Genomic DNA, 21614 nt, shown 5'->3' with positions numbered 1-21614 from the left:
TGACATGAACCGCTCACAGTGAGCGTGCGAAAATAGCGCCTTTCGCACGATAGTTCACGCATTCAAGAAGTCATCATGAGCAGTTTCATTCCCAGTGTGCCCGGCAAGAACGAGGGCGATTTCGAAGTCAGCGCGGGCTCGAAGCTCGCGGGCTACCGGCGCTTTTTCGGCGTGCTGCGTGTGGTGCGCAAGACGGACGGGCGTCTGCTCTTTCCGTTCGACGGCGCGCCCGATCTCGGCCCTTATCCAACGAAAGAAGAAGCGCTCGCTGCGGCGCAGGTGTACGGCGAGCATATCGTCGAACATGATCTCGAGCGGCCCGAACTGTAAGTGGTTTCTCCGCCGCGATTTTTTCTGTTCGTGCCCCGTGCAATGCGCTTGAAGCGCGGGGCTGGCACGACTATCGTTTGAGTGGACCCCTGCGGGAGGCAATCATGCGTGCCGATGCCGTCGATGTGCATTTCGATAGTGCACACCTGTTTCTCGATCTGTCCGACGGCCGCGCCGTCGAGTTTCCACTCAACTGGTTTCCCACGCTCGCTGCGGCAACCGAAGCGGAGCGCGAACACTTCGCCATTTCGATCGACAAGCAGCAACTGATCTGGCCTGAACTCGACGAGGACATGGATGTGACTGCGTTGCTGCTGTCGCTGCCGGAGTCGATGCGCCACTAGAGACGGCGCTTTCCGTCGATGCATGAGGACGGCGCCGCCCGGCGTCGTCCGGATTTCGTTCGTCTGCCGATCGCACAAACGCGGGCGGCCCCGGCCGCATGCGTTAAAATGGCCGCTTGGTGCCAAACGGAGTTTTTGTGCGATCTGTCGTTATTTATCTCACGCCTTCCCTGGACACCATGACGGAATCTGTATCGGCTTCAGGCACGCGCGAGGTTGGCGCCGAGCTGAATCGCAATGCGAAGGTCGAACATGATCGGGGAGACATCGTCGTCGAATCGACGACACATGATGGTCCGTCGGTTCAGGCTCTCTAACAAGAACGAATAAAACGGCGCGCTTGCTTTCGGGCAGCGCGCCGTTGTTGTTTGCGCGCGCTTCTCAAACCATTTCCTCGTACGGATAAAGCATCTCTAAAGCCGCATTGCATGGCGACAGTCCAGTGTCCGAAAGATTAATTTAATCTTTCTATTCATTTCATTCTGCTGTCTGTTTGAAATTACCGCTCATTTTGCAATGCAGATATTGCAAGCGAACCCGGCTTTTCTCCCGCATCTCCCTTCAGTTTAAAACCCTCATACCGTTAACAGAGTTTGATCTCCATCATGCTTTAGCCAATGCGGGATAAATGCAAAAAGCATGAATGAAGATCTGAGTGGTAGTAGTGCCTTTAAAGATGCGATGGAAGCAAAATATCAAATCGCTCGCATGTCGTGAGCGAACGGGGATTGGCTTCAATCGAAGAAAAAATAAACCGAGGACTTGAATGAAGTTACGTTTGCAATGCCTGTTGGCAGCAGCCGCATTAGCCAACTGCCTTTCCGCTCACGCGGCGCTTGGCTCGTCTCCCACCTACACCGCAACAACGACCACAAGCTCCACTCAGGCTGTCATGCGCCTGAGCGCAACGGCCGTGCCCTACACCGTCAGCGAAGCGACGCTCACCGACGGCACGCTGGTGCGCGAGTACGTCGGTCAATCGGGCGTGGTCTTCGCCGTGTCCTGGCACGGCCCTCACATGCCGGATCTCAGCTCGCTGCTGGGCAGCTACTTTGCGGGCTACCTCGACACCGTCAATCAGCAGCATGCGCAGCAGGGCAGCGCATTCGGTCCCGCGACGGTGCAGCGTTCGGATGTCGTAGTCCAGACGGGCGGCCATATGGGCGCGTACGTCGGACGTGCGTGGTTGCCGACGGGTCTTCCCGCTGGCGTGAGCAGCGACGATATCCAATAAGGCGAGGGGACTGAAAATGCGTGCATTGAAATGGATTCTTGCCGTCAGCGGCATGTGTGTGGCGCTGGCTGGATGCGGCGGAGGCGGGGGTTCGTCGAACACCTCGACCAGCAGCGCGTCCGGCACGTCGACGCCCGCGGCAGTGAGCACCGCGTTCGCCGATCCGACGGCGACGCCCGTGTCGTCGGGCTCGGCGAATACGGTGCCTATCGTCGTTTCGTCGTTCAGCAGCGTGCGGAACTTCCCGATGGTGAGCGTGAAGGTTTGCGCGCCGAGCACTAACGCCGCGTTGAACTGCTCGGTTATCGACAACGTTCTAGTCGACACCGAATCGTTCGGCCTGCGTTTGTTCGCTTCCGCCATTCCGACATCGACGTTGAACCTGTTGACGCCGCAGACGCAAGGCGCCCAGGCCGTTGCGGAATGCGAGTCGTTCGGCTCGGGCAATACATGGGGCACGGTGCGTGCGGCAGACGTGAGCCTGTCGAGCGAAATTGCGCAGAACGTGCCGATCCAGGTGATCGCCGATCCGTCGCTGGCCGCGACCATTCCGACGGGCGTCAACGGTTGCCTTGTCGGCACCAACATGACGACGCCCACGGCGCTCGGCGCGAACGGCATTCTCGGTATCGGCACGTCGCCGAACGATTGCGGCGCCAACTGTCAGAACAGCCTCGTCGCGGGTGCTTACTACGTGTGTACGGGTTCGAGCTGCACGCCGGCGCAGGTGACGATCCCCAATCAGGTGACCAACCCCGTGACGAAGTTCGCGACCGACAACAACGGCGTGATCGTCGAGATGGCGCAAGTGCCCGATACGGGTGCTGCAACGGCAACGGGAACGCTCGTCTTCGGCATCGACACGCAATCGAACAATGCGCTGAGCGGCACCAACGCGACCATCTTGCCGACTACTATCGCGGGAGATATGGATGCTGTGTTCGAAGGACGCACGTACAGCAAGACGGCATTCTTCGATTCAGGATCGAGCGGTCTGTACTTCCAGAGCACGGCGCTGACCAAGGCATCGAACGGCTTCTACACGCCGGCCGCGCCGACGGGAATGTCGGCTGTCTTCACGGCGGCCAATTCCGCCACGGCAACCGTCAAGTTCAACGTCAGCAACGGCGTCACGCTGATCAATTCCGGCAACTACGCGTTCAATAACCTGGGCGTTTCGATGTTCAATGCGCTCGACATCGGCATGCCGTTCTTCTACGGTCGGCATATGTACTACGGCATTTCGGGTCAGCCGGCGTCGTCGGCGGGTGCTGGGCCTTATGTCGCGTACGTGTCGAGCTGAACGTGCGTGACGCTGCTCACGCGGGTTTCATTGATCGGTTGTGCGTGAGTGGAGTGCAATAAAAAAGGGGGCGCAGTGCGCCCCCTTTTGCGTCTGGTACAGCAGCCTACTTAAACCAGCCCCGTCGCGTAGTAGAGCCCGATCACGAAGAACACAGCCAGCGTCTTGATGATCGTCACGGCAAAGATGTCGCGATACGACTCGCGGTGCGTGAGGCCCGTCACGGCCAGCAGCGTAATCACCGCGCCGTTGTGCGGCAGCGTATCCATGCCGCCGCTCGCCATCGCGACCACGCGATGCAGCACGTCCATCGGAATATGCGCAGCGTCGGCGCCCTTGATGAACAGATCCGACATCGCCGCGAGCGCGATGCTCATGCCGCCCGATGCGGAACCCGTGATACCCGCCAGCGAGCTCACCGACACGGCCGCATTCACGAGCGGATTCGGAATGCTCTTGAGCGCATCGCTGACCACGATGAAGCCGGGCAGTGCCGCGATCACACCGCCAAAGCCATACTCCGACGCGGTGTTGAGCGACGCGAGCAACGCGCCGCCGACCGCCGCCTTCGTGCCCGAAGCGAAACGCTCCTTCACGCTGCCAAACGCCGTGATGACGACGAGCAGAATGCCGAGCAGCAACGCGCCTTCCACCGACCAGATCGCGACCAGCGACTTGATCGTCGCCGTCACGGCCGGGCCGTGGTTACCGGGCAGCACGTCGGGCGAAACGGTGTAGGTCGCGCCGTACCATTCGGGAATCATGCGCGTGAGCACGAAGTTCGCGACGCCGACCAGAACCAGCGGCGCAATCGCCAGCAGCGGATGCGGCAGCTTGTCGGTTTCCATCTTCTCCGGCTCGTTCAGCAGCGACGTGCCGTAGCCTTCGCCCTTCGCCATCGCCGAGCGGCGGCGCCATTCGAGGAACGACAGGCCCACGACGAGGATGAAAAGCGAACCGGCGATGCCGAGGCCGGGCGCGGCCCATGCCGTCGTCTTGAAGAATGTGGTCGGGATGATGTTCTGGATCTGCGGCGTGCCCGGCAGCGAATCCATCGTGAACGAGAACGCGCCCAGCGCGATCGCGCCCGGCATCAGACGCTTCGGAATATTGCTCTGGCGATACAGTTCCGCAGCGAACGGATACACCGCGAACACGACGACGAACAGCGAGACGCCGCCGTAGGTCAGCAGCGCGCACACGGCGACGATCACCGCATTCGCCCGCGAGCGGCCGATATAACGGATCGCCGAGTGCACGATCGACGCGGCGAAACCCGACAGTTCGATTACCTTGCCGAACACCGCGCCGAGCAGGAACACAGGGAAGTACAGCTTCACGAAGACGACCATCTTCTCCATGAAGATGCCCGAGAACACGGGCGCGACGGCGGCGGGATCGACTAGCAGCACCGCGCCGAGCGCGGCGATCGGCGCGACGAGAATGACGCTGTAGCCGCGATAGGCGGCGAACATCAGGAACGCCAGGGCGGCGAGGACGATGACAAAAGCCAATTGAGTCTCCAATGCTTGGTTGTTCTACGTGGACGCGCGCAACAGGGCGCGGCGGCAGGCGCCTGATATTGCAGGTTCCGTGCCATGCCCGTCAGCCGGGCTTCTGCGGCCCGGGCGGCGAAAAGAGCCGCGCGACGATTCGAACGATTGTACAAATTTGTCTCCAGATGGAGACAAATTGCAGTCTGTCGAGTTCGATTCGGCGAAGCATACCTTAATCAGCGGGGTTGTTGCAGGTCTCGTACGTGAGATAATCAGTCCGCAAATTGAGACAATACAAAAATTATCAGCTTTGCATGGATCAGAGTAAGCGCTAAAGCGCTAACCATGATCGACAGCTTTGCATGGGATCACAGTAAGCGCTAAAGCGCTAACCATGATCGACAGGAGACAGCGACAATATGATGAACGACTGGTCGGGCCTGCCCGCGACCTACAGCGAAGTCCTGCGCCGCGCGATGGACTCGCTCTTCCGCACGTTCGAGAACTTCAGCGAAGGCACCTTCATCGTCGATGCCGATGCGCGCGTCGTGTGGATCAATAAACGCTACGCGGCACGCTTTGGTTTTGCCGATCCGCAACAGGCGATCGGCCGCGATTGCGAAGCCGTGATCCCGAATAGCCTGATGCGCGAAGTCGTGATGACAGGCAAGCCGATCCTGCTCGACATTCTCGAAACCGACCGCGAGCCGCTCGTCGTCACGCGTCTGCCGTTGAAGGACGACGCGGGCAAGACGGTCGGCGCCGTCGGCTTCGCTCTCTTCGACGAGATGAAGGCGCTCACGCCGCTCTTCTCCCACTACTCGCGCGTACAACAGGAACTGATCGCGACGCGCCAGTCGCTCGCGCAGGCGCGCCGCGCGAAGTACACGTTCGCGAGCTTCGTGGGCACGAGTGCGGCCAGTCTCGAAGTGAAGCGCCAGGCGCGGCGCGCGTCGCAAGTCGATTCGCCCGTGCTGCTGCTCGGCGAAACGGGCACCGGCAAGGAACTGCTCGCGCATGCGATCCACGGCGCATCCGCGCGCTCGACCAAGCCGCTCGTCACCGTCAACGTCGCGGCGATTCCCGATGCGCTGCTCGAAGTCGAGTTCTTCGGCGCGGCGGCGGGTGCGTACACGGGCGCGGACCGCAAAGGACGTGTCGGCAAGTTCGAACTCGCCGATGGCGGTACGCTGTTCCTCGATGAAATCGGCGATATGCCTTTGCCGCTGCAAGGCAAGCTGTTGCGCGTGTTACAGGATCGTGAGTTCGAGCCGCTCGGGTCGAACCGGATCGTGCGCGCCGACGTGCGGATCATCGCGGCGACTTCGGCCGATCTGCCCGCGCTCGTTGCCGCGGGGCGCTTCCGCCCGGACCTGTTCTATCGCCTCAACGTGCTCACCATTCATGCGCCGCCGCTGCGCGAGCGCCAAACGGATATCGAGGCGCTCGCCTATACGATCCTCGAAGATCTGTCGACGCAGGTGCCTGGCGGTCACTTCGAACTGCAGGACGACGCGTTGCGGCTGTTGTGCTCGTACGGCTGGCCAGGCAATGTGCGCGAGCTGCACAACACGCTGGAGCGCGCGGTGATGTTGTCGGACAGCGAGCGCATCGATGCGCGCGCGCTTGCGCCGTTCATTGGGCCGGTGCGCGGACAGGCCACGTTCGATGCGCCCGTACCCGTGCAGACAACGGCTGCCAGGGCATCGGACGCAGCGCAGCCGCAACAATGGGCGGACGCGATGGCCGCGTTCGAAAAGCGGTTTATCGACGAAGCGTTGCGCGCGTGCGAAGGACGCGTCACGGAAGCGGCCGCGCGTATCGGCATGGGGCGCGCGACGCTGTATAAGAAGATCGCTGCGTACGGCATCGAAGTGTGAAGGTCGCCGGGCGTGCCGCTGCGCAGTACGATCATGCTGCTGGCAGCTAGGCAAACCCAGAGGAGAGACCTGGCCATGACACGCTGGATCGTTTGGATCGTGCTGGTTATCGCGAGCGCCGCTTGCAATGTGCTGCATGCGCAAGAGGCGTCATCGGCGGCGCCAGGTGAACGGCGCAACTGGTACAACGATCCGTTCTTCACGCTTTCGCATGCGATCGCCGATTGCCCCGTGCCGCTCGGTCCGATGATGACGCACGCGCAGATGGAAGACGATGCGCACTATCGCGTGGAGCGAGGCACGACCTGCTGGCTTGCGCACAAATGCACGAAGCCGAACTCCTATCTGTACGACGCGGATATCGCCAGCGCGATTCAGGCGCGCTTCACGAACCCGCATGCATTCGACGGCACGAGCGTGTGGATCACGGTGCAGCGCCGCTTCGTCTATGCGGAAGGCTGCGCGCCCGCATCGTTCGACAGGCACGCGTTGCAGCAGCAGCTCGAAGCGATTCCCGACGTCGAGCAGGTGTTCATGCGCCTCGCAGCGAGCACGCATGGACCGATGCCCTACAAGACGCTTGCGGAACCCGACAGACAGCCGATAACGGAGCCGACAGCGCAACCGACAACGCAACCGAAGCCACAGACTCAATAACGCGATAAACGCAACGCAAGGCGGCCATGGCACAATCGCGTTCGTCGAAAAACAAGTGGCCAACGGGGTTTTCCATGAAACGCAGTCAAACATCCACGGCGCGCGTCATTCATTGGGTTCGCAGCGCGGCGCTTCCTGTCGTCGTCGCGATGACGGGCGCGCTCGCCGCGTGCAGCAGCGCGCCGCCGCTCTTCGCGCCGGATGGCCGGCCCACCACGCTCGTTCAATGCCCCGCCGGCTCCGACAACTGCGAGCAGCAGGCGCAAGCGATGTGTGGCGGCGCGTTCGACACGATACGCGCGACGACCGAAAACGGCGGGCGCAGCCTGCTGTACGCCTGCCGCGGAAAGTAAGCAGCACTGCCGCCATACCATGCCGGGCCGCGCTTGCGGCCCGCTAACTTCCTGAAGCACGTCACGCCGATATATCGCCCGCTGCATGTCGCGGTCGATGCACTTGCATCGACCTGAACCGCTGCATCTTCGTTGCAGCATTCGCACAGATCGAAGCATGCATCGGCGGATTTCTGGACCGCTCTGAACAACCACTGGTCATCATGGCTTTGCGCGGCCCGCGAGCGTTGCGCTGGCGCATCGCGCGAGGCGATTCCGTGCGCCGCCCAACGGAACACATCGATATCCTCGTATAGATTTCTGATAGCGGATGAGGTCGCGCGGCAGGGACATGCGCTGTCCATCCGATTCCGGGAAGCGTGTGCAGGCAATACAACGACATTGAGAGAGCGGCAGTCGATTTCCCGCGGCACATTTCGTGCTAACCGATGGCGCCTTGCGAGGGACGACGGGGAAGGCAATGAATCACGAGCAGATAGAAAAGGATATTGAGCACCTGGAACATGTCATCTCGCGCATCTCCGCTGCCGACGGCATTCCGCTGTCATACTGGCGCAGCCGCATCGAATCGGTGTTGGTTGCCACGCTGGTGCCGTCTCAGATCAAGCGCGTCCAGCGGCTCATCGACGCGTTGCACGCACTCGAAGTTCGTTACAAGCGCTGAGCGCCGCCAACTCGCGCGCGCCCGGCCTTGCCCACAGGACTCGTTCATGGACAGAGCAGGATTCCCGGACGCGCGTCTCGCGCGTTTGACAGATGCGATGCAAGGCGATGTCGACCGCGGCGAAGTGGCTCGCGTCGTGACGCTCGCATGGCGCAACGGCGGGATCAGTCGCTTCGATGCGCGCGCGACCCGCTTCGTATACCTTCCATCGGACACGTTCAATGGTCGAGGCAAGCCTTCGGTCCCGGCCTGTCGATCGAATCGTTCGGATGGCCAGGCGCCTTCGGCACCCGCTGATTCAGCGATCCCGTCGTGAATCTGATCGCACGTTTGTTGACGGTGCGCAGTGCTCGTGGATCTCTGACAGCACTACACTGCTATCCGGCACTTTTTAGGTCTGGTACGGTCTGAGTTGCCGTACAGCTTTGCAAGGAGACTTCGCCAGATGGCCACATACAGACAGCTGACCGCCCAACTCGAAAAGCTTCAGAAGGAGATGGAACAGGCACGTGAACAGGAAGTGACTCAGGCGATCGCTGACATCAAACAGAAGATCGCCGAATACGGCATCACCGCTGAGGAGCTTGGCTTCTCAAGCAAGGTGCGCGCGGCGGGGCGCAAAGCTGCGCTGCCTCCGAAATACCACAACCCCAAGACGGGCGAAACCTGGAGCGGTCGTGGCCGTGCGCCGGGTTGGCTCGCGGGTAAGAACCGCGACAAGTTTCTCATCGACGAATGAGACTGGCGCAAGCGCGCGTCGCCGTTAGCCGATAAGTGCGCTTGCTCTTCCTTCCTGTTTTTCTCATCCCGCAGCGGTGCCGGTCTTTGACCGGTGAACCGTACAGTGAGCGAAAGCGCAGCCGCTAAGCGCACCGTCGCGGGAGTCCCGAAAACTCTCACCTTTAACTGGCGCTGCCCGTTCGAAGCGGCGCGCCGGATTCGCTATCGCTTGCCTGCGATTCGCTTGACGGCGTTGCGGCAAGTGCGTTCTTATGATTGCGGCGTTCGTCGTGAAAGCCTTATGTGTAAAGGGTTTGCGGCATTCCGCGCGGAGCGCCGACGCGTTTTTAGCGTGCCTTGCTGACGCGTTTCTTAAGAACGCCGCGCCCTTGCTTAAGGCGTGATTCGCGGCTGATTTTCCTGCCTCCCGAAAACCCTCACCTCAGCGTTTTTGCGTCAGCGGCCACGACTCAGTGGAAACCCGGAGTTGAGTCCGCCTCATACCCCGGATCAAAAAACATCGCTTCATCGTCCTGCTTTTCGGTCAGCACAATCAGCGCATCCCACTCAACCTGATGGAACTGGACAGATGAGCACCACTGAAAAGCAACTGTATATCGGCGAAGGATTCGAAGGCCCGGGCGTGAACCTCGCGCACATCAACGTGCTGGTCGGTCCGCGCAACGGCCCCGCTGGCCAGGCGTTCGCCACCGCACTGTCGACGCCGTCCGCCGGTCACGCGCCGTTCGTCGTGATCGCGCGTCCGGGCGTGCCGACCAAGCCGCTGACGTTGTATGTGAACAAGGCGCAGATCGAAGGCGACTTCCACGGCAACGCGACGTGGGGCGCATCGCAGGCGGGCATCGCGAAGGCGGTTGCCGAGTCGCTGGAGAACGGCACGCTGCCGCCCGAAGCGGAGAACGACTGGGTCGTTGTGTCGGCGAACTGGGTCAACCCGAAGACCGACGATCTCGACGCCGTGTTCGAAAACAACTACCGCGCATGCAAGAACGCGATTCTCGCGGCGATGAAAGGCCTGCCGCACAAGGAAGAAGTGTTCGCCGCCGCGCGCGAAGTATCGAACCCGTTCTATACGCCGAAGCAGCGCTAAGCCTTCGCATTCACTACGCCCTAGCGGGCATGGGGCCCACGTAAGCGCTAAAGCGCCAACGTGGGTCGACTCGCCAAGGGATCAGAGTAAGCGCTGAAGCGCTAACGCTGATCGAGCTGGCATGGGGCCCACGTAGGCGCTAAAGCGCCAACGTGGGCCGACTCGCCAAGGGATCAGAGTAGGCGCTGAAGCGCTTACTCTGATCGACTTGGCATGGGACCCACGTAAGCGCTAAAGCGCTAACGTGGGTCGACAGGAGACAAGCATGGAATACATTCGCCTCGGCCAGTCGGGCCTGAAGGTTTCGCGTCTGTGCCTCGGCACGATGAACATGGGCACGCCGCAATGGAAGCCGTGGATTTTCGATGAAGCGCAAAGCGAGCCGATCGTGCGTCACGCGCTCGAAGCCGGCGTCAACTTCATCGACCTCGCCGACTTCTACTCGACGGGCGTCGGCGAAGAAGTGGTCGGTCGCATCCTGAAGCGCCTCGCGCGCCGCGAAGAGATCGTCGTGACGACCAAGGTCGGCTATGACATGGGCACGTACCAGAACGCGGGCGGCCATTCGCGCAAGCACATCATGGACGGTATCGACGGTTCGCTGTCGCGTCTGGGCATGGACTACGTCGATATCTTCATGCTGCATTACTTCGACGTGAACACGCCCGTCGAAGAAACGATGGCCGCGATGAACGACATCGTGCGCGCAGGCAAGGCGCGCTACATCGGCGTGTCGACGATGTATACGTGGCAGTTCGCGAAGATCATGCAGGTGTGCGAGCGCAACGGCTGGCACAAGCCGATCAACATGCAGCTGCAACTGAACCTCGCGTATCGCGAGGAAGAGCGCGAAATGATTCCGTATTGCCAGGATCAGGGCGTGGGCGTGTCGGTGTTCAGCCCGCTCGCTCGCGGTCTTCTGACGAGCGACGCGCAATCGACGCGCAATCAGACCGACTTCTTCACCGCGCAGATGTACGGCGACACGGCGTCGCGCGAGATCGCGGCATCGGTGGCGCGCGTGGCGGCGAAGCGTGGTGTCTCCGCGGCGCAGATCGCGCAGGCGTGGGTGCTGCAACGTGAAGGCATCTCGAGCATGCTGGTCGGCGCGGATACGCCGGCGCAGTTCGACAGCGCGCTGGCCGCGCTGGGCACGAAGCTCGAAGCGGAAGAACTGCACGAGCTGGAGCGCAACTACACGCCGTGCGATCTGATCAACGACTACACGGCAGGCAAGCGCATCGCGCGCGAAGCACGCGCCGCACAAGGCGCATTCGCCGACGTGGCAAGCAATCTGGATAAAGCAGCATGAGTGAATTTCTCCGCACAGGCCACTACATCAACGGTGAGTGGTACGAAAACGCGAACACGTATCCCGTTCGCAATCCGGCGACAGGCGAGGTAATCGCCAACGTCGCAAAGGGCGGCGCGCAGGAAACGGCGCAAGCCATCGACGCCGCCGAGCGCGCGTTCCCCGCCTGGCGCGCGCTGACCGCGAAGGAACGCGGCGCACGCGTGAAGCGTTGGGGCGAGCTGATGCTCGAACATCGCGACGCACTTGCCGAACTGCTGACGCGCGAGCAAGGCAAGCCGCTCGCCGAAGCGAAGGGCGAAGTCGGCTACGCGGCGAGCTTCTTCGAATGGTTCGCCGAAGAAGCGAAGCGCAGCTACGGCGACGTGATTCCGAGCCCGAAGCCCGATTCGAAGATCATCGTCACGCGTGAGCCGATTGGCGTGGTCGCGGCGATCACGCCGTGGAATTTCCCGCTCGCGATGATCACGCGCAAGGCCGGCCCCGCGATTGCAGCCGGTTGCACGATGGTCCTGAAGCCTTCCGAAGAGACGCCGCTGTCCGCGTTCGCGCTGGCCGTGCTCGCCGAGCGCGCGGGTATTCCGGCGGGCGTGTTCAACATCGTGTCGGGCGATGCCGTGGCGATCGGCGGCGCGCTGACGGAGTCGCCTGTCGTGCGCAAGCTGTCGTTCACGGGCTCGACGCGGGTCGGCAAGCTGCTCGCCAAGCAGTCGGCGGATACGCTGAAGAAGCTGTCGCTGGAACTGGGCGGCAACGCGCCGTTCATCGTGTTCGACGATGCCGATATCGAGGCCGCCGTTCAGGGCGCGATGGCGTCGAAGTTCCGCAACACCGGGCAGACCTGTGTGTGCGTGAACCGCTTCTACGTTCAGGATGGCATCTACGATGCGTTCACCAAAGCGCTGACGGAAGCCGTGAAGAAGATGCGCGTCGGCGATGCGCTGAAGGGCGAGGTCGAGCAAGGTCCGCTGATCAACGAAGCTGCGCTGATGAAAGTCGAGGCGCATGTCGCCGACGCGTTCCAACACGGCGCGAAGGCGCTGACGGGCGGCAAGCGTCACGCGCTGGGCGGCACGTTCTACGAGCCGACGGTGCTGGTCGACGCGACGCAACCGATGCTGATCGCCGAAGAAGAAACCTTCGGCCCGGTGGCCGCGTGCTTCCGCTTCAAGACGGAAGACGAAGCGGTCAAGGCCGCGAACGACACGCCGTTCGGTTTGTCCGCGTACTTCTACACGCGCGATCTGGGGCGTGCATGGCGCGTCGCGGATGCGCTGGAAAGCGGCATGGTCGGCATCAACGAAGGCATCATCTCGACGGAAGTCGCGCCGTTCGGCGGCGTCAAGCAGTCGGGCCTCGGCCGTGAAGGCTCGAAGTACGGCATGGATGAATACGTCGAACTGAAGTACATGATGATGGGCGGTCTGGGCCGCTAGTCGTCAGTGCTTCGTCCGCCACGCGCGGCGGAAGGCAAGGAAGTACGCGTCCCGGCGCGCACCACGGGACGCGATAACAAGGAGACATCTTGAGCGATCAAGACCTGCTTGCGCGGCCGTCCGGCCCCGCATCCCCGTCCCCGCGCGTTTCAGCGCCGGCCCAATCCAAACCCTCGCAACACACGAATCGCAACACCGTCTCGCTCGACGATGTGCCGCTGAACGGCTTTCACATCAAGATCGCCGGGCTGACGTTCGGCGCGCACTTCACGGAAGGCTTCGCGCTCGGCACGATCGGCTATGCGCTCGCGTCGCTCAACAAGCAGATGCCGCTCGATGCGTTCTGGCAAGGCATGATCGGCAGCTCCGCGCTGATGGGCATTTTCGTTGGCAGCCTGGTGTTTGGCTGGCTGTCGGACCGCATGGGCCGTCAGCGCATTTTCCTGCTGAGCTTTCTGATCATCACGCTGGCTGCGTTCGCGCAGTTCTACGTGTCGTCGCCAGCGATGCTGTGCGCGCTGCGTGTGCTGATCGGCTTTGGCATGGGCGGCGATTTCGCCGTCGGTCACGCGATTCTCGCGGAGTTCTCGCCACGCAAGCATCGCGGCACGCTGCTCGGCTCGTTCAGCGTGATCTGGACAATCGGCTATGTGGTCGCGAACGTGCTCGGCCTGTGTTATGCGGATTCTTCGCCCGATGCGTGGCGCTGGCTGTTGGCGTCCGCAGGCGTGCCCGCGCTCGCGGTGCTGGTCATGCGGATCGGCACGCCGGAATCGCCGCGCTGGCTGCACGGCAAGGGACGCATCGCGGAAGCGCAGGCCATCGTGCTGAAATACTTCGGCCCGAACGTGACGATCGAAGGCGCGCATGACGACCATGCGCACGGTGCTCAAGGCGCTCACGGTGGTTTTGCGCGTCTGTTCAAGCCGGACCTGATCCGCCGCACGATCTTCAACTGCGCATTCTTCGTGTGCCTCGTGATTCCGTACTTCGCGATCTACACGTTCCTGCCGTCGATCCTCAAGGCGATTCATCTCGACAACGGCTCCGGCGCGGATTTCCTGCTCAACGGCTTTCTCGTGGTCGGCGCGCTGCTCGGCATCTGGTTGACGATCGTGCTGTCGCGCCGCGCGTTCCTGATCGGCTCGTTCGCGGTGACGTGCCTGTCGCTGCTTGCGCTGAGCGTGCTGCCGGAATCGGCGGCGCTGTGGATGATCGTCGCGTTCGCGGTGTTCACGCTGACGATGTCGGCGTTCTCGAATCTCGTCGGCGTGTTTCCGCCCGAGTGCTTTCCGACGGAAGTGCGCGCCTGCGGCGTCGGACTCGCCATTGCGTGCAGCCGTCTGGGTTCGGCCGTCGGCACGTTCCTGCTGCCGCTCGGCATCGCGCAACTCGGCTTTCACTCGACGATGCTCGCGCTGTCCGCGGTGTTGCTGGTCGGGATGATTGTTTCGATTGCGTGGGCGCCGGAGACGAAGCATCTGACGTTGAATCAGGCGAGCGGCGCTTAGCGAAACGCGCATCTACAACGCATTCTTCGGTTGAAGCCCGAAGCGCCCGTTAAGGGTGCTTCGGGCTTTTCTATTTGAGCCTGCCGATTCTCTATTTGTCCTGTCGGTAGCAATGAGCACACGTTATGCGTCGACGGGATGCCGCAGTGCATAGCGCATTTATAAGTTCGTGCAAAGCCTGAAGTGTCACTTCTAAACGCTTTAGGCGTTTTTATTCGCGTCTCTAATATGAAATCAAAAAGCTTTCCCAATCCCCTACACAATTGGATCTCAAAAAAATAAGACCATTGATCTTCGTCATTCAAAGCCACTATTTGACGATGATAAGTTTTATCAACGCTCAACGACACATACGTTTGCTGTCCAATCAGTTTTCTTGTTTGAACCACATGACCAGGCGCCGCGTCGGCAAAGGTTTTGGACGCCGGCACCATTTCGATACCCGTGAACGCAGCAATCGGTTCGACCGCGAATGAACTGGCGCCGAGGGCGTTTGAGTTCAATTGCCGCTATATAAGTACATTGAGTCCGCCAAATATTACGTCCGCAACTCGCTATGCGACTTGTTCACCTAAGGTAATTATCAGGAAATAGGACCGTTGACATTCGTCATTCAAGGCGTTCAGTCGTCAATGTTACATTTCGCTTTCACTTGATTGGCGATGCAAACGTTTGCGTTTAGCGTAGTTCTCCACTGGTTCGCAGGTGTGTCGTCCTTCCACTTTCATTCGGGTCGCTTCTCACGATTCGATATACGCCGATACGGCAAGAGGCCATGCCTCAGAGGGCGGGACATGACGGGAATGAGCAGCGAAGCATCGGAAAGCATTTTTATTGGCAAGCACTTTAGGAGCATCAGCATGCAAAAACGCATCTTGTCCACGGCCGCTATCGGTCTGATGGCATTCCTGTCCACGGCAGCCCACGCGGCCGACGGCACGATCACGATCACAGGTTCCGTCACGGATACCACCTGCTCGATCAATAGCACGGCGAGCGGTACGGCCGCCGACGTCGCGGTGGTCTTGCCGACCGTGCAGGCTGGCTCGCTGGCAGCCGCCGGCGCGACGGCCGGCATGTCGAATCTCGGCGATATCCGTCTGATGCTGAGCGGTTGTTCGGGCGCAGCCACGAAGGCGGTCGCGCGCTTCGAGAATGGCCCGACCGTGGATCAGAGCAGCGGTTATCTGACGAATCAGGCATCGGCTTCGCCGGCGCAAAACGTGCAGGTGCGTCTGCTGAACGCGAATACGCAACCGATCAACATCCTGACGGGCGGCAACAACACGCTCGCCACCAACGGCGCGACGATCACGGGCGGTGCGGCCACGCTGAACTATTTCGCGCAGTACTACGCAACGGGCAAAGCGCAGCCGGGTAACGTGAACACGTCGATTCAATACACGATGCAGTATCAGTAACCAATTGAAGTGGGGCGTGCGCTTGCGTGCATGCCCCGATCTTTTCGCATTGCACGGAGCACGCGCGACATGTTGATGAAACGGAGACTGAACTGCCGATGGCAGACCGTTCTGCTGGCGGCCGTCATGGCCGCGGGCGCCGCGCACGCTAGCGTGACGATTGGCGGCACACGCGTTGTCTATCCGCTCGATCAGCGGGAAGTGACAGTCAAGCTGACCAACGACAGTCGCAATCCGTCGCTGGTCCAGGTATGGCTCGACAGCGGCGACAGCAACGCGAAGATCGACGACAGCAAGACGCCGTTCGTGATCACGCCGCCCATTTTCCGCATGAACGCGGGCCGGTCGCAGACCTTGCGCATCATCTACAGCGGCGATGCGCTGCCGCAGGACCGGGAATCGGTCTTCTGGCTCAACGTGCTCGATATTCCGCCGAAGGCCGTGCCAAAGCCGGATGTCAACACGCTGCAACTCGCCTACCGCACGCGAATCAAGCTCTTCGCGCGCCCTCCGAAATTGCCGGATACGCCGGACGACGCGCCGCGTCAGATCGAATGGAAAGTCGTGCCGGCCGAAGAGGGCAAGGGGCAAGCACTCCTCCTGTCGAATCCGACGGCCTACCACGTGTCGTTCAGCAAGGTCATGGTGACGGCAAACGGCCATCGCTATGAGTACGACGCGGGCGGCATGGTCGTGCCGCACGGTAGGGAGACCTTTGTCATCCCGAAGATGGAAGGGGTTCAGTCGGGCCAGATTCACTACATCGCCATCAACGACTTTGGCGGTGCGATCGAGGGCGACGCGGTCATCCGTCCGTGAGCAGCTTGCTGTAGCGCCATGTGCGGCCGTTTCGGCCGCGTTCTATTTCCGGTCTATCGAACGTGACGACGTGCGCTTTCGCGCACGGTGGGTCGTTGCGCGCGTGTGCCGCGCACTTTCGTTGAAGCGGCTATCCGCGGGGGGGCGATCGCGTCATGCAGGACTTCGCTTTCGTCAAACCGCCATACATGCCGCGAGCTTCGTGCACGCGATGAGTTCCCGACATGACATGCTTTCGCCACCCCGATTCGCCGATGACCGGTCCACGGACGTTGCGCCCTGTTGCCGCACTGGTTCCGCCCGTGTTCGCGATCATCGCCGGGCTGTATGCCGACCGCGCGATGGCGGCCGATCCGGCGAATCCCGTCGAATTCGACTCGACGTTCCTTCAATCGGGATCGAGGGTCGATGTTTCGCGCTTTTCGCGCGGCAACGTGATCGCGCCGGGCAGCTATTACGTCGACATCTGGATCAACGACGCGCGCACGGCGCATGAGAACGTACGCTTCGTGCCGGCGGGCGAAGGTCAGAGCGCACGCGCTTGTGTGACGCGCATGATGCTGGAAAAGTGGGGCGTCGATTTCTCGCGCATCGTTGCGACCAAAGATAGCGCGACGCCGCCGGCCGCGAACGAATGTGTCGACGTGAGCGCCGTCGTGCCGCAAGCCACGGTCGATTTCGACTTTGCCGAGCAAAAGCTCGCGCTCACGGTTCCGCAGAAGTACATGCGCAGCAGGGCGCGCGGCTACGTGCCGCCCGAGTTGTGGGAGAACGGCGTGAATGCCGGCTTCCTCAGCTACAACGCGAACGTCTATCAGTCGAGCAACAACGGCACGCGCACGACGCAGGGCTATCTCGGACTGAATGTCGGCGTGAATGTGGGCGGCTGGCATTTCCGGCATCAGTCGTCCGTAACGGCGATGACGGGACAGACTACCCAGTTCGACGACATTGCGACCTATCTTCAGCATGACGTGACGAAGCTGCGCTCGCAGGTCGTGTTGGGCGAAGCCTTTACCACCGGCGACGTGTTCAACAGCGTCGCGTTTCGCGGCGCGCAGATTGCCACCGACGACCGCATGCTGCCGGAATCGCTGCGCGGCTATGCGCCTGTCGTGCGCGGCACGGCCGAATCGAATGCGCGTGTCAACATCAGCCAGAACGGCCAGACCATCTACGAAACAGTGGTGCCGCCCGGACCGTTCGAGATCAGGGATCTCTACCCGACGGGCTATGGCGGCAACCTCGATGTGACCGTGACGGAAGCCGACGGCCGCCAGAAGTTTTTCACTGTGCCGTATGCGTCGGTCGCGCAATTGCTGCGGCCGGGCATTACGCGTTTCGCCTTGACGGCCGGTCAGCTTCGCGATGCATCGCTGCAGACCAAGCCTGTCTTTGCACAACTGACGTTGCAGCGGGGCCTGACGAATCTCGTCACGCTCTATGGCGGCGCCGTTGCGGCGGACGGCTATCTGGCCGCCAACTTCGGCGTCGCGCTGAATACGCCCGTGGGCGCGGTCGCGGGCGACGTCACGTTGGCGCGCACACAGGTGCCGGGCCAGACACCGATGCAAGGCAACAGCCTGCATATCAGCTACAGCAAGTTTGTCGATGCGACGGAGACCAACTTTGCGCTCGGCGCCTATCGCTATTCGAGTTCCGGCTATCTCAGTCTCACCGACGCCGCGCGGTTGCGCGATTACGTCGGGCATGGATCGGTGGGCAATCCTGCCGACCGCACGCGCGGCCAGTTCCAGCTGACGATCAGCCAGAACCTTGCGCAATACGGCTCGCTGTTCCTGAACGTCACGGCGCAGGACTACTGGAATCGCGGCGGACGCGACACCTTCTATCAGGCCGGGTATTCGAACAGTTACCGGTTCGGCACCTATAGCGTGACGTTGGGGCGCACCCAGAACGCGTACGGCGAGCCGTCGAACCAGATCATGCTGACCACGACGATTCCGCTCGGCAAGTCGCGGCACGCACCGATGCTTTCCGCGACCTATAACCGCAACGATGACACGTCCAGCCTGCAGGCGAGCATGAGCGGCACCGCGGGCGACGGCAACCAGTACTCGTACAACGTCTACGGCACGGCGAACGACGCATCGGCGACGGGCGTCAGCGGGAACGGCGGCGCGAGCGGCACGTATCGCGGACCGTACGCGCAGCTGACGGCGTCGGCGAGCGGCGGCTCGCATTCGTCGCAGGTGTCGGCGGGCGCGAGCGGCTCGATCGTCGCGCATCGCGGCGGCATCACGTTCTCGCAGACGGTGGGCGAGACGTTCGGCATCGTCGAGGCGAAGGGCGCGCAAGGCGCGAGTTTGCCGGGCGCGACGGGCGCGAAGATCGACGGCGACGGCTACGCGATCGTGCCGTACCTCACGCCGTATGCGATGAACACGGTGGATATCGATCCGAAGGGCACGTCGATGGATGTCGAATTCGAGTCGACATCGGAGAGCGCGGCACCGCGTCTTGGATCGGTTGTGCTGTTCAAGTACCAGACCGACACCGGCCGCGCCGCGCTGATTCGCGCACCGCGCGCCGGTGGCAAGGCGCTGCCCTTCGGCGCCGAGGTGCAAAACGAGAAAGGGCAGAGCGTAGGCGTGGTGGGACAGGACAGCCGCATCTTCACGCGCGATCTGTACGACAAGGGAACGCTGATCGTGAAGTGGGGCATCGCGACGAGTGAGCAATGCCGCATCGATTACGCGCTGCCGGCGCGCAAGGAAGGCGGCAAGGCGAAGATGGGTTACGCGTCGCTTGAAGCGCATTGCCTGCCGGTCCCGGCGGCGGCAACGGAGCCGGGCGTGCAAACGCCGGCGAAATGAGCCTAACCACAGCTTGCATATCAGGACTAGGACGAGATGAACATGACAGCGATGAGTCGAGGTAACGGACGCTGGTTCGGGCGTTTGCTTCAGCTGGCGATGCTGGTGAGCGTGATGCTGGCTGCCCAGGCGGCGAACGCACAGATCGTGAATTGCTATGCGCTGACAAATGGGGGGTACGTGCCCGCCGTAGGTACCAATCCCTTTCCACGCGATGCGCCGACAGGCAGCACAAGTTCCTCTTTCTCGACGACAGTCGGTTTTCAGTGCGACGGGTACCCGAGCGCCGACCGCGACATTTTCATCACCTTCACGATAAATCCGTCCGGACTGGTGCCGGGATTCAGGGATGTTTATCCGACCAATATCGGCGGCGTGGGTGTGCGGTACACAGTCTCCAACGGTGCTGGCACATCGTGCAGGGGGATGCCGGCGACGATTTCAGGGTCACTCAAGGTCACGTGTCACCAGCCTCCTAGCCCGAAAAGTCGCCGCATCAACTACCACCTCGACGTAGCCGCCCAGTTCGTCAAAACGGGGCCGTTCAATTCGGGCGCTCTGGCGACTATTCCATCGGTAACGGCCAATCTGACCAGAAATAACCAGTCCGGCACAGTGGCGCTGGGCACTTACTTCACCGGGGCCAGCGGCTCGTTCATCAATACAGCGTGTTCGGTCAGGCAACCGGCGATTCAGGTGCCAATGCCTGTTGCGACACGCAGGCAACTGGGTTCAGTGGGTGCGACGTCGGGTGCCACACCGTTTGCAATAGCGCTCGATTGCGATCCGGGCGTGCGCGTCGCCATGACAATGACGGACGCGACGACGCCTTCGAACCGGAGTTGCACGCTGTCGCTCGCACCCGATTCGACGGCGCGCGGCGTCGGCTATCAGATCATATTCGGCGGCCAGACGATCTGCTTTGGTCCGGATTCGCCGACGGCTGGCACGACCAATCAGTTTGTGGCTTCCGATACACCGACGTCAGGCGGGCCGCTTTCGGTGCCGTTTCAGGTGCGCTACGTCCGCACGGGCGATCTCAACGCCGGCTCGGCGAATGCGCTGGCCACATTCACGATGTCGTATCAGTGACGATCAGCGTGTCGTAGCGGCGCTCGTTTTCGGAACGCATTCGGCGGTTGAAGCCCGAAGTGCCCGTGAAGGGTGTTTCGGGCTTTTTCTGTTTGCGCCCGCTGATTCTATTTTTGAGAAACGGGGGCGACGGGCGAGATGGGTCCATTCGGTCTCGTCAAAGCGCGCTTTTTCTCAAAAAAGTGAATGTACGTCTTTAGAGCGTTGCCCCATATGCTTTTGCGCAGGAAGGTAAACGCGCCGTCTATCTCATAAATTTGGGAGTCGTCCTAGAGCTTCCTAAGCGAGCGAATTTTAAGATTGTTTCTGTGCTGAGCGACAACGCGGTCAAACGAAGTAACGGACCGGACAGCAACGATCAGCGAAAGCGGTGCGGCATCACGAGATGAAAGCGCCGCTGGTTTTACATAGCAGACTTTATTCGTTCATCAGCTCCTTAGGAGCATCAACATGCAAAAGCGCATCATCCCCGCTGTCGTCATCGTCGCAATGGGCATCGTTAGCCTCCAGTCGATGAAGGCGCACGCCGCCGACGGCACGATCACCATCAACGGCGCAGTGTCGGACACGACCTGCTCGATCAACGGCGTTGCAGCCGGTTCGCCCGCCGATGTGTCGGTGACGCTGCCGACCGTCCAGGCCGGTTCGCTGTCCTCGGCTGGCGCGACGGCCGGCACGTCGAACCTCGGCGACATCCAGCTTTCGCTGAGCGGCTGCTCGGGCACGGCGACGAAGGCAGTCGCACGCTTCGAAAACGGCCCGAACGTCGATCAGAGCAGCGGCTACCTGCTGAACAAGGCATCCGCTTCGCCGGCGCAGAACGTTGAAGTGCGCCTGATGAACGCGAAGATGCAGCCGATCAACATCCTGACCAACGCGAACAACGACGCCGCTACCAACGGCGCGGTGATCTCCGGCGGCGCGGCGATGCTGAACTACTTCGCGCAGTACTACGCGACGGGCAAGGCGCAGCCGGGTAGCGTCACCACGTCGGTCCAATACACAATGCAGTACCAGTAAGTGTTCCTGGTAAAACTGTTTGGATTTCGGTAACCTGGATTTTTCCCTGGTACCGAGGTGTCGATGAAATGCCA

Annotated in this window: 21 protein-coding genes; 20 read left to right on the top strand and 1 reads right to left on the bottom strand. The window is 61.5% G+C overall.

Annotation, left to right across the window (positions count from 1 at the left end; all coding sequences use genetic code 11):
- Window positions 1-75: 75 nt before the first annotated feature.
- From SB822_RS48535 to SB822_RS48515, 5 genes are all read left to right on the top strand, one after another.
- The gene (locus SB822_RS48535) at window positions 76-330 is read left to right on the top strand and encodes a DUF6723 family protein (RefSeq protein ID WP_410858096.1); all 255 of its coding nucleotides are present in this window, start codon (window positions 76-78) and stop codon (window positions 328-330) included.
- Window positions 331-434: 104 nt separating this feature from the next.
- Entirely contained in the window at window positions 435-674 is a 240-nt protein-coding gene (locus SB822_RS48530) for a DUF2442 domain-containing protein (protein ID WP_007587719.1), read from the top strand.
- Between the two features lie 137 nt (window positions 675-811).
- Complete coding sequence (locus SB822_RS48525; RefSeq protein WP_410858095.1) at window positions 812-991, top strand: hypothetical protein; 180 nt, start codon at window positions 812-814, stop codon at window positions 989-991.
- Between the two features lie 449 nt (window positions 992-1440).
- A complete protein-coding gene (locus tag SB822_RS48520) occupies window positions 1441-1908 on the top strand; it encodes a DUF2844 domain-containing protein (protein WP_007736186.1) in 468 nt (155 codons plus the stop codon).
- A gap of 16 nt (window positions 1909-1924) precedes the next feature.
- Window positions 1925-3211, top strand: a complete 1287-nt coding sequence (locus SB822_RS48515; protein ID WP_410858094.1) for a DUF3443 domain-containing protein — start codon at window positions 1925-1927, stop codon at window positions 3209-3211.
- A gap of 110 nt (window positions 3212-3321) precedes the next feature.
- Here the strand turns inward: SB822_RS48515 and SB822_RS48510 are convergent, their stop codons facing one another.
- Entirely contained in the window at window positions 3322-4725 is a 1404-nt protein-coding gene (locus SB822_RS48510; RefSeq protein WP_007587714.1) for a GntP family permease, read from the bottom strand.
- Between the two features lie 401 nt (window positions 4726-5126).
- Here SB822_RS48510 and SB822_RS48505 point away from each other — a divergent pair, with 401 nt between their 5' ends.
- The 15 genes from SB822_RS48505 to SB822_RS48435 all read left to right on the top strand — a co-directional run bounded on the left by SB822_RS48505 (window position 5127) and on the right by SB822_RS48435 (window position 21540).
- The gene (locus SB822_RS48505; protein ID WP_114222046.1) at window positions 5127-6587 is read left to right on the top strand and encodes a sigma-54 interaction domain-containing protein; all 1461 of its coding nucleotides are present in this window, start codon (window positions 5127-5129) and stop codon (window positions 6585-6587) included.
- Window positions 6588-6662: 75 nt separating this feature from the next.
- Complete coding sequence (locus tag SB822_RS48500) at window positions 6663-7244, top strand: BON domain-containing protein (protein WP_410858093.1); 582 nt, start codon at window positions 6663-6665, stop codon at window positions 7242-7244.
- Window positions 7245-7318: 74 nt separating this feature from the next.
- The gene (locus tag SB822_RS48495) at window positions 7319-7597 is read left to right on the top strand and encodes a hypothetical protein (protein ID WP_410858092.1); all 279 of its coding nucleotides are present in this window, start codon (window positions 7319-7321) and stop codon (window positions 7595-7597) included.
- A gap of 460 nt (window positions 7598-8057) precedes the next feature.
- Window positions 8058-8261, top strand: coding sequence for a hypothetical protein (locus SB822_RS48490; RefSeq protein ID WP_007587705.1), 204 nt, complete (start codon window positions 8058-8060; stop codon window positions 8259-8261).
- 46 nt (window positions 8262-8307) lie between these two features.
- On the top strand, window positions 8308-8577 hold the full coding sequence (locus SB822_RS48485; RefSeq protein ID WP_410858091.1) for a hypothetical protein: 270 nt from the start codon (window positions 8308-8310) through the stop codon (window positions 8575-8577).
- 129 nt (window positions 8578-8706) lie between these two features.
- On the top strand, window positions 8707-9000 hold the full coding sequence (locus SB822_RS48480; protein ID WP_007587702.1) for an H-NS family nucleoid-associated regulatory protein: 294 nt from the start codon (window positions 8707-8709) through the stop codon (window positions 8998-9000).
- 570 nt (window positions 9001-9570) lie between these two features.
- Window positions 9571-10092 (top strand): formaldehyde-activating enzyme, encoded by a 522-nt coding sequence (gene fae / locus SB822_RS48475; protein ID WP_007747950.1) that lies wholly within the window; start codon window positions 9571-9573, stop codon window positions 10090-10092.
- A 265-nt stretch (window positions 10093-10357) separates the two neighbouring features.
- Complete coding sequence (locus tag SB822_RS48470; RefSeq protein WP_410858090.1) at window positions 10358-11404, top strand: aldo/keto reductase; 1047 nt, start codon at window positions 10358-10360, stop codon at window positions 11402-11404.
- On the top strand, window positions 11401-12840 hold the full coding sequence (locus tag SB822_RS48465; RefSeq protein WP_410858089.1) for an NAD-dependent succinate-semialdehyde dehydrogenase: 1440 nt from the start codon (window positions 11401-11403) through the stop codon (window positions 12838-12840). Before SB822_RS48470 ends, SB822_RS48465 begins: the two co-directional genes overlap by 4 nt.
- 89 nt (window positions 12841-12929) lie before the next feature.
- Window positions 12930-14351, top strand: coding sequence for an MFS transporter (locus tag SB822_RS48460; RefSeq protein WP_410858088.1), 1422 nt, complete (start codon window positions 12930-12932; stop codon window positions 14349-14351).
- A gap of 860 nt (window positions 14352-15211) precedes the next feature.
- The gene (locus SB822_RS48455; RefSeq protein WP_007587695.1) at window positions 15212-15772 is read left to right on the top strand and encodes a fimbrial protein; all 561 of its coding nucleotides are present in this window, start codon (window positions 15212-15214) and stop codon (window positions 15770-15772) included.
- Between the two features lie 69 nt (window positions 15773-15841).
- Window positions 15842-16591, top strand: a complete 750-nt coding sequence (locus SB822_RS48450; RefSeq protein ID WP_410858087.1) for a fimbria/pilus periplasmic chaperone — start codon at window positions 15842-15844, stop codon at window positions 16589-16591.
- Between the two features lie 224 nt (window positions 16592-16815).
- Entirely contained in the window at window positions 16816-19428 is a 2613-nt protein-coding gene (locus tag SB822_RS48445; RefSeq protein ID WP_410858086.1) for a fimbria/pilus outer membrane usher protein, read from the top strand.
- A gap of 42 nt (window positions 19429-19470) precedes the next feature.
- The gene (locus SB822_RS48440; RefSeq protein ID WP_410858085.1) at window positions 19471-20520 is read left to right on the top strand and encodes a fimbrial protein; all 1050 of its coding nucleotides are present in this window, start codon (window positions 19471-19473) and stop codon (window positions 20518-20520) included.
- Between the two features lie 450 nt (window positions 20521-20970).
- Window positions 20971-21540, top strand: coding sequence for a fimbrial protein (locus tag SB822_RS48435; RefSeq protein ID WP_410858084.1), 570 nt, complete (start codon window positions 20971-20973; stop codon window positions 21538-21540).
- The last annotated feature ends 74 nt before the right edge of the window (window positions 21541-21614 follow it).

Origin of the sequence: Paraburkholderia sp. SIMBA_054 (genome assembly GCF_046534875.1) — a bacterium.
GTDB classification, from domain to species: domain Bacteria; phylum Pseudomonadota; class Gammaproteobacteria; order Burkholderiales; family Burkholderiaceae; genus Paraburkholderia; species Paraburkholderia hospita.
The sequence above is the reverse complement of the archived record's forward strand: the minus strand, read 5'-3'. Positions and strand labels throughout refer to the sequence as shown.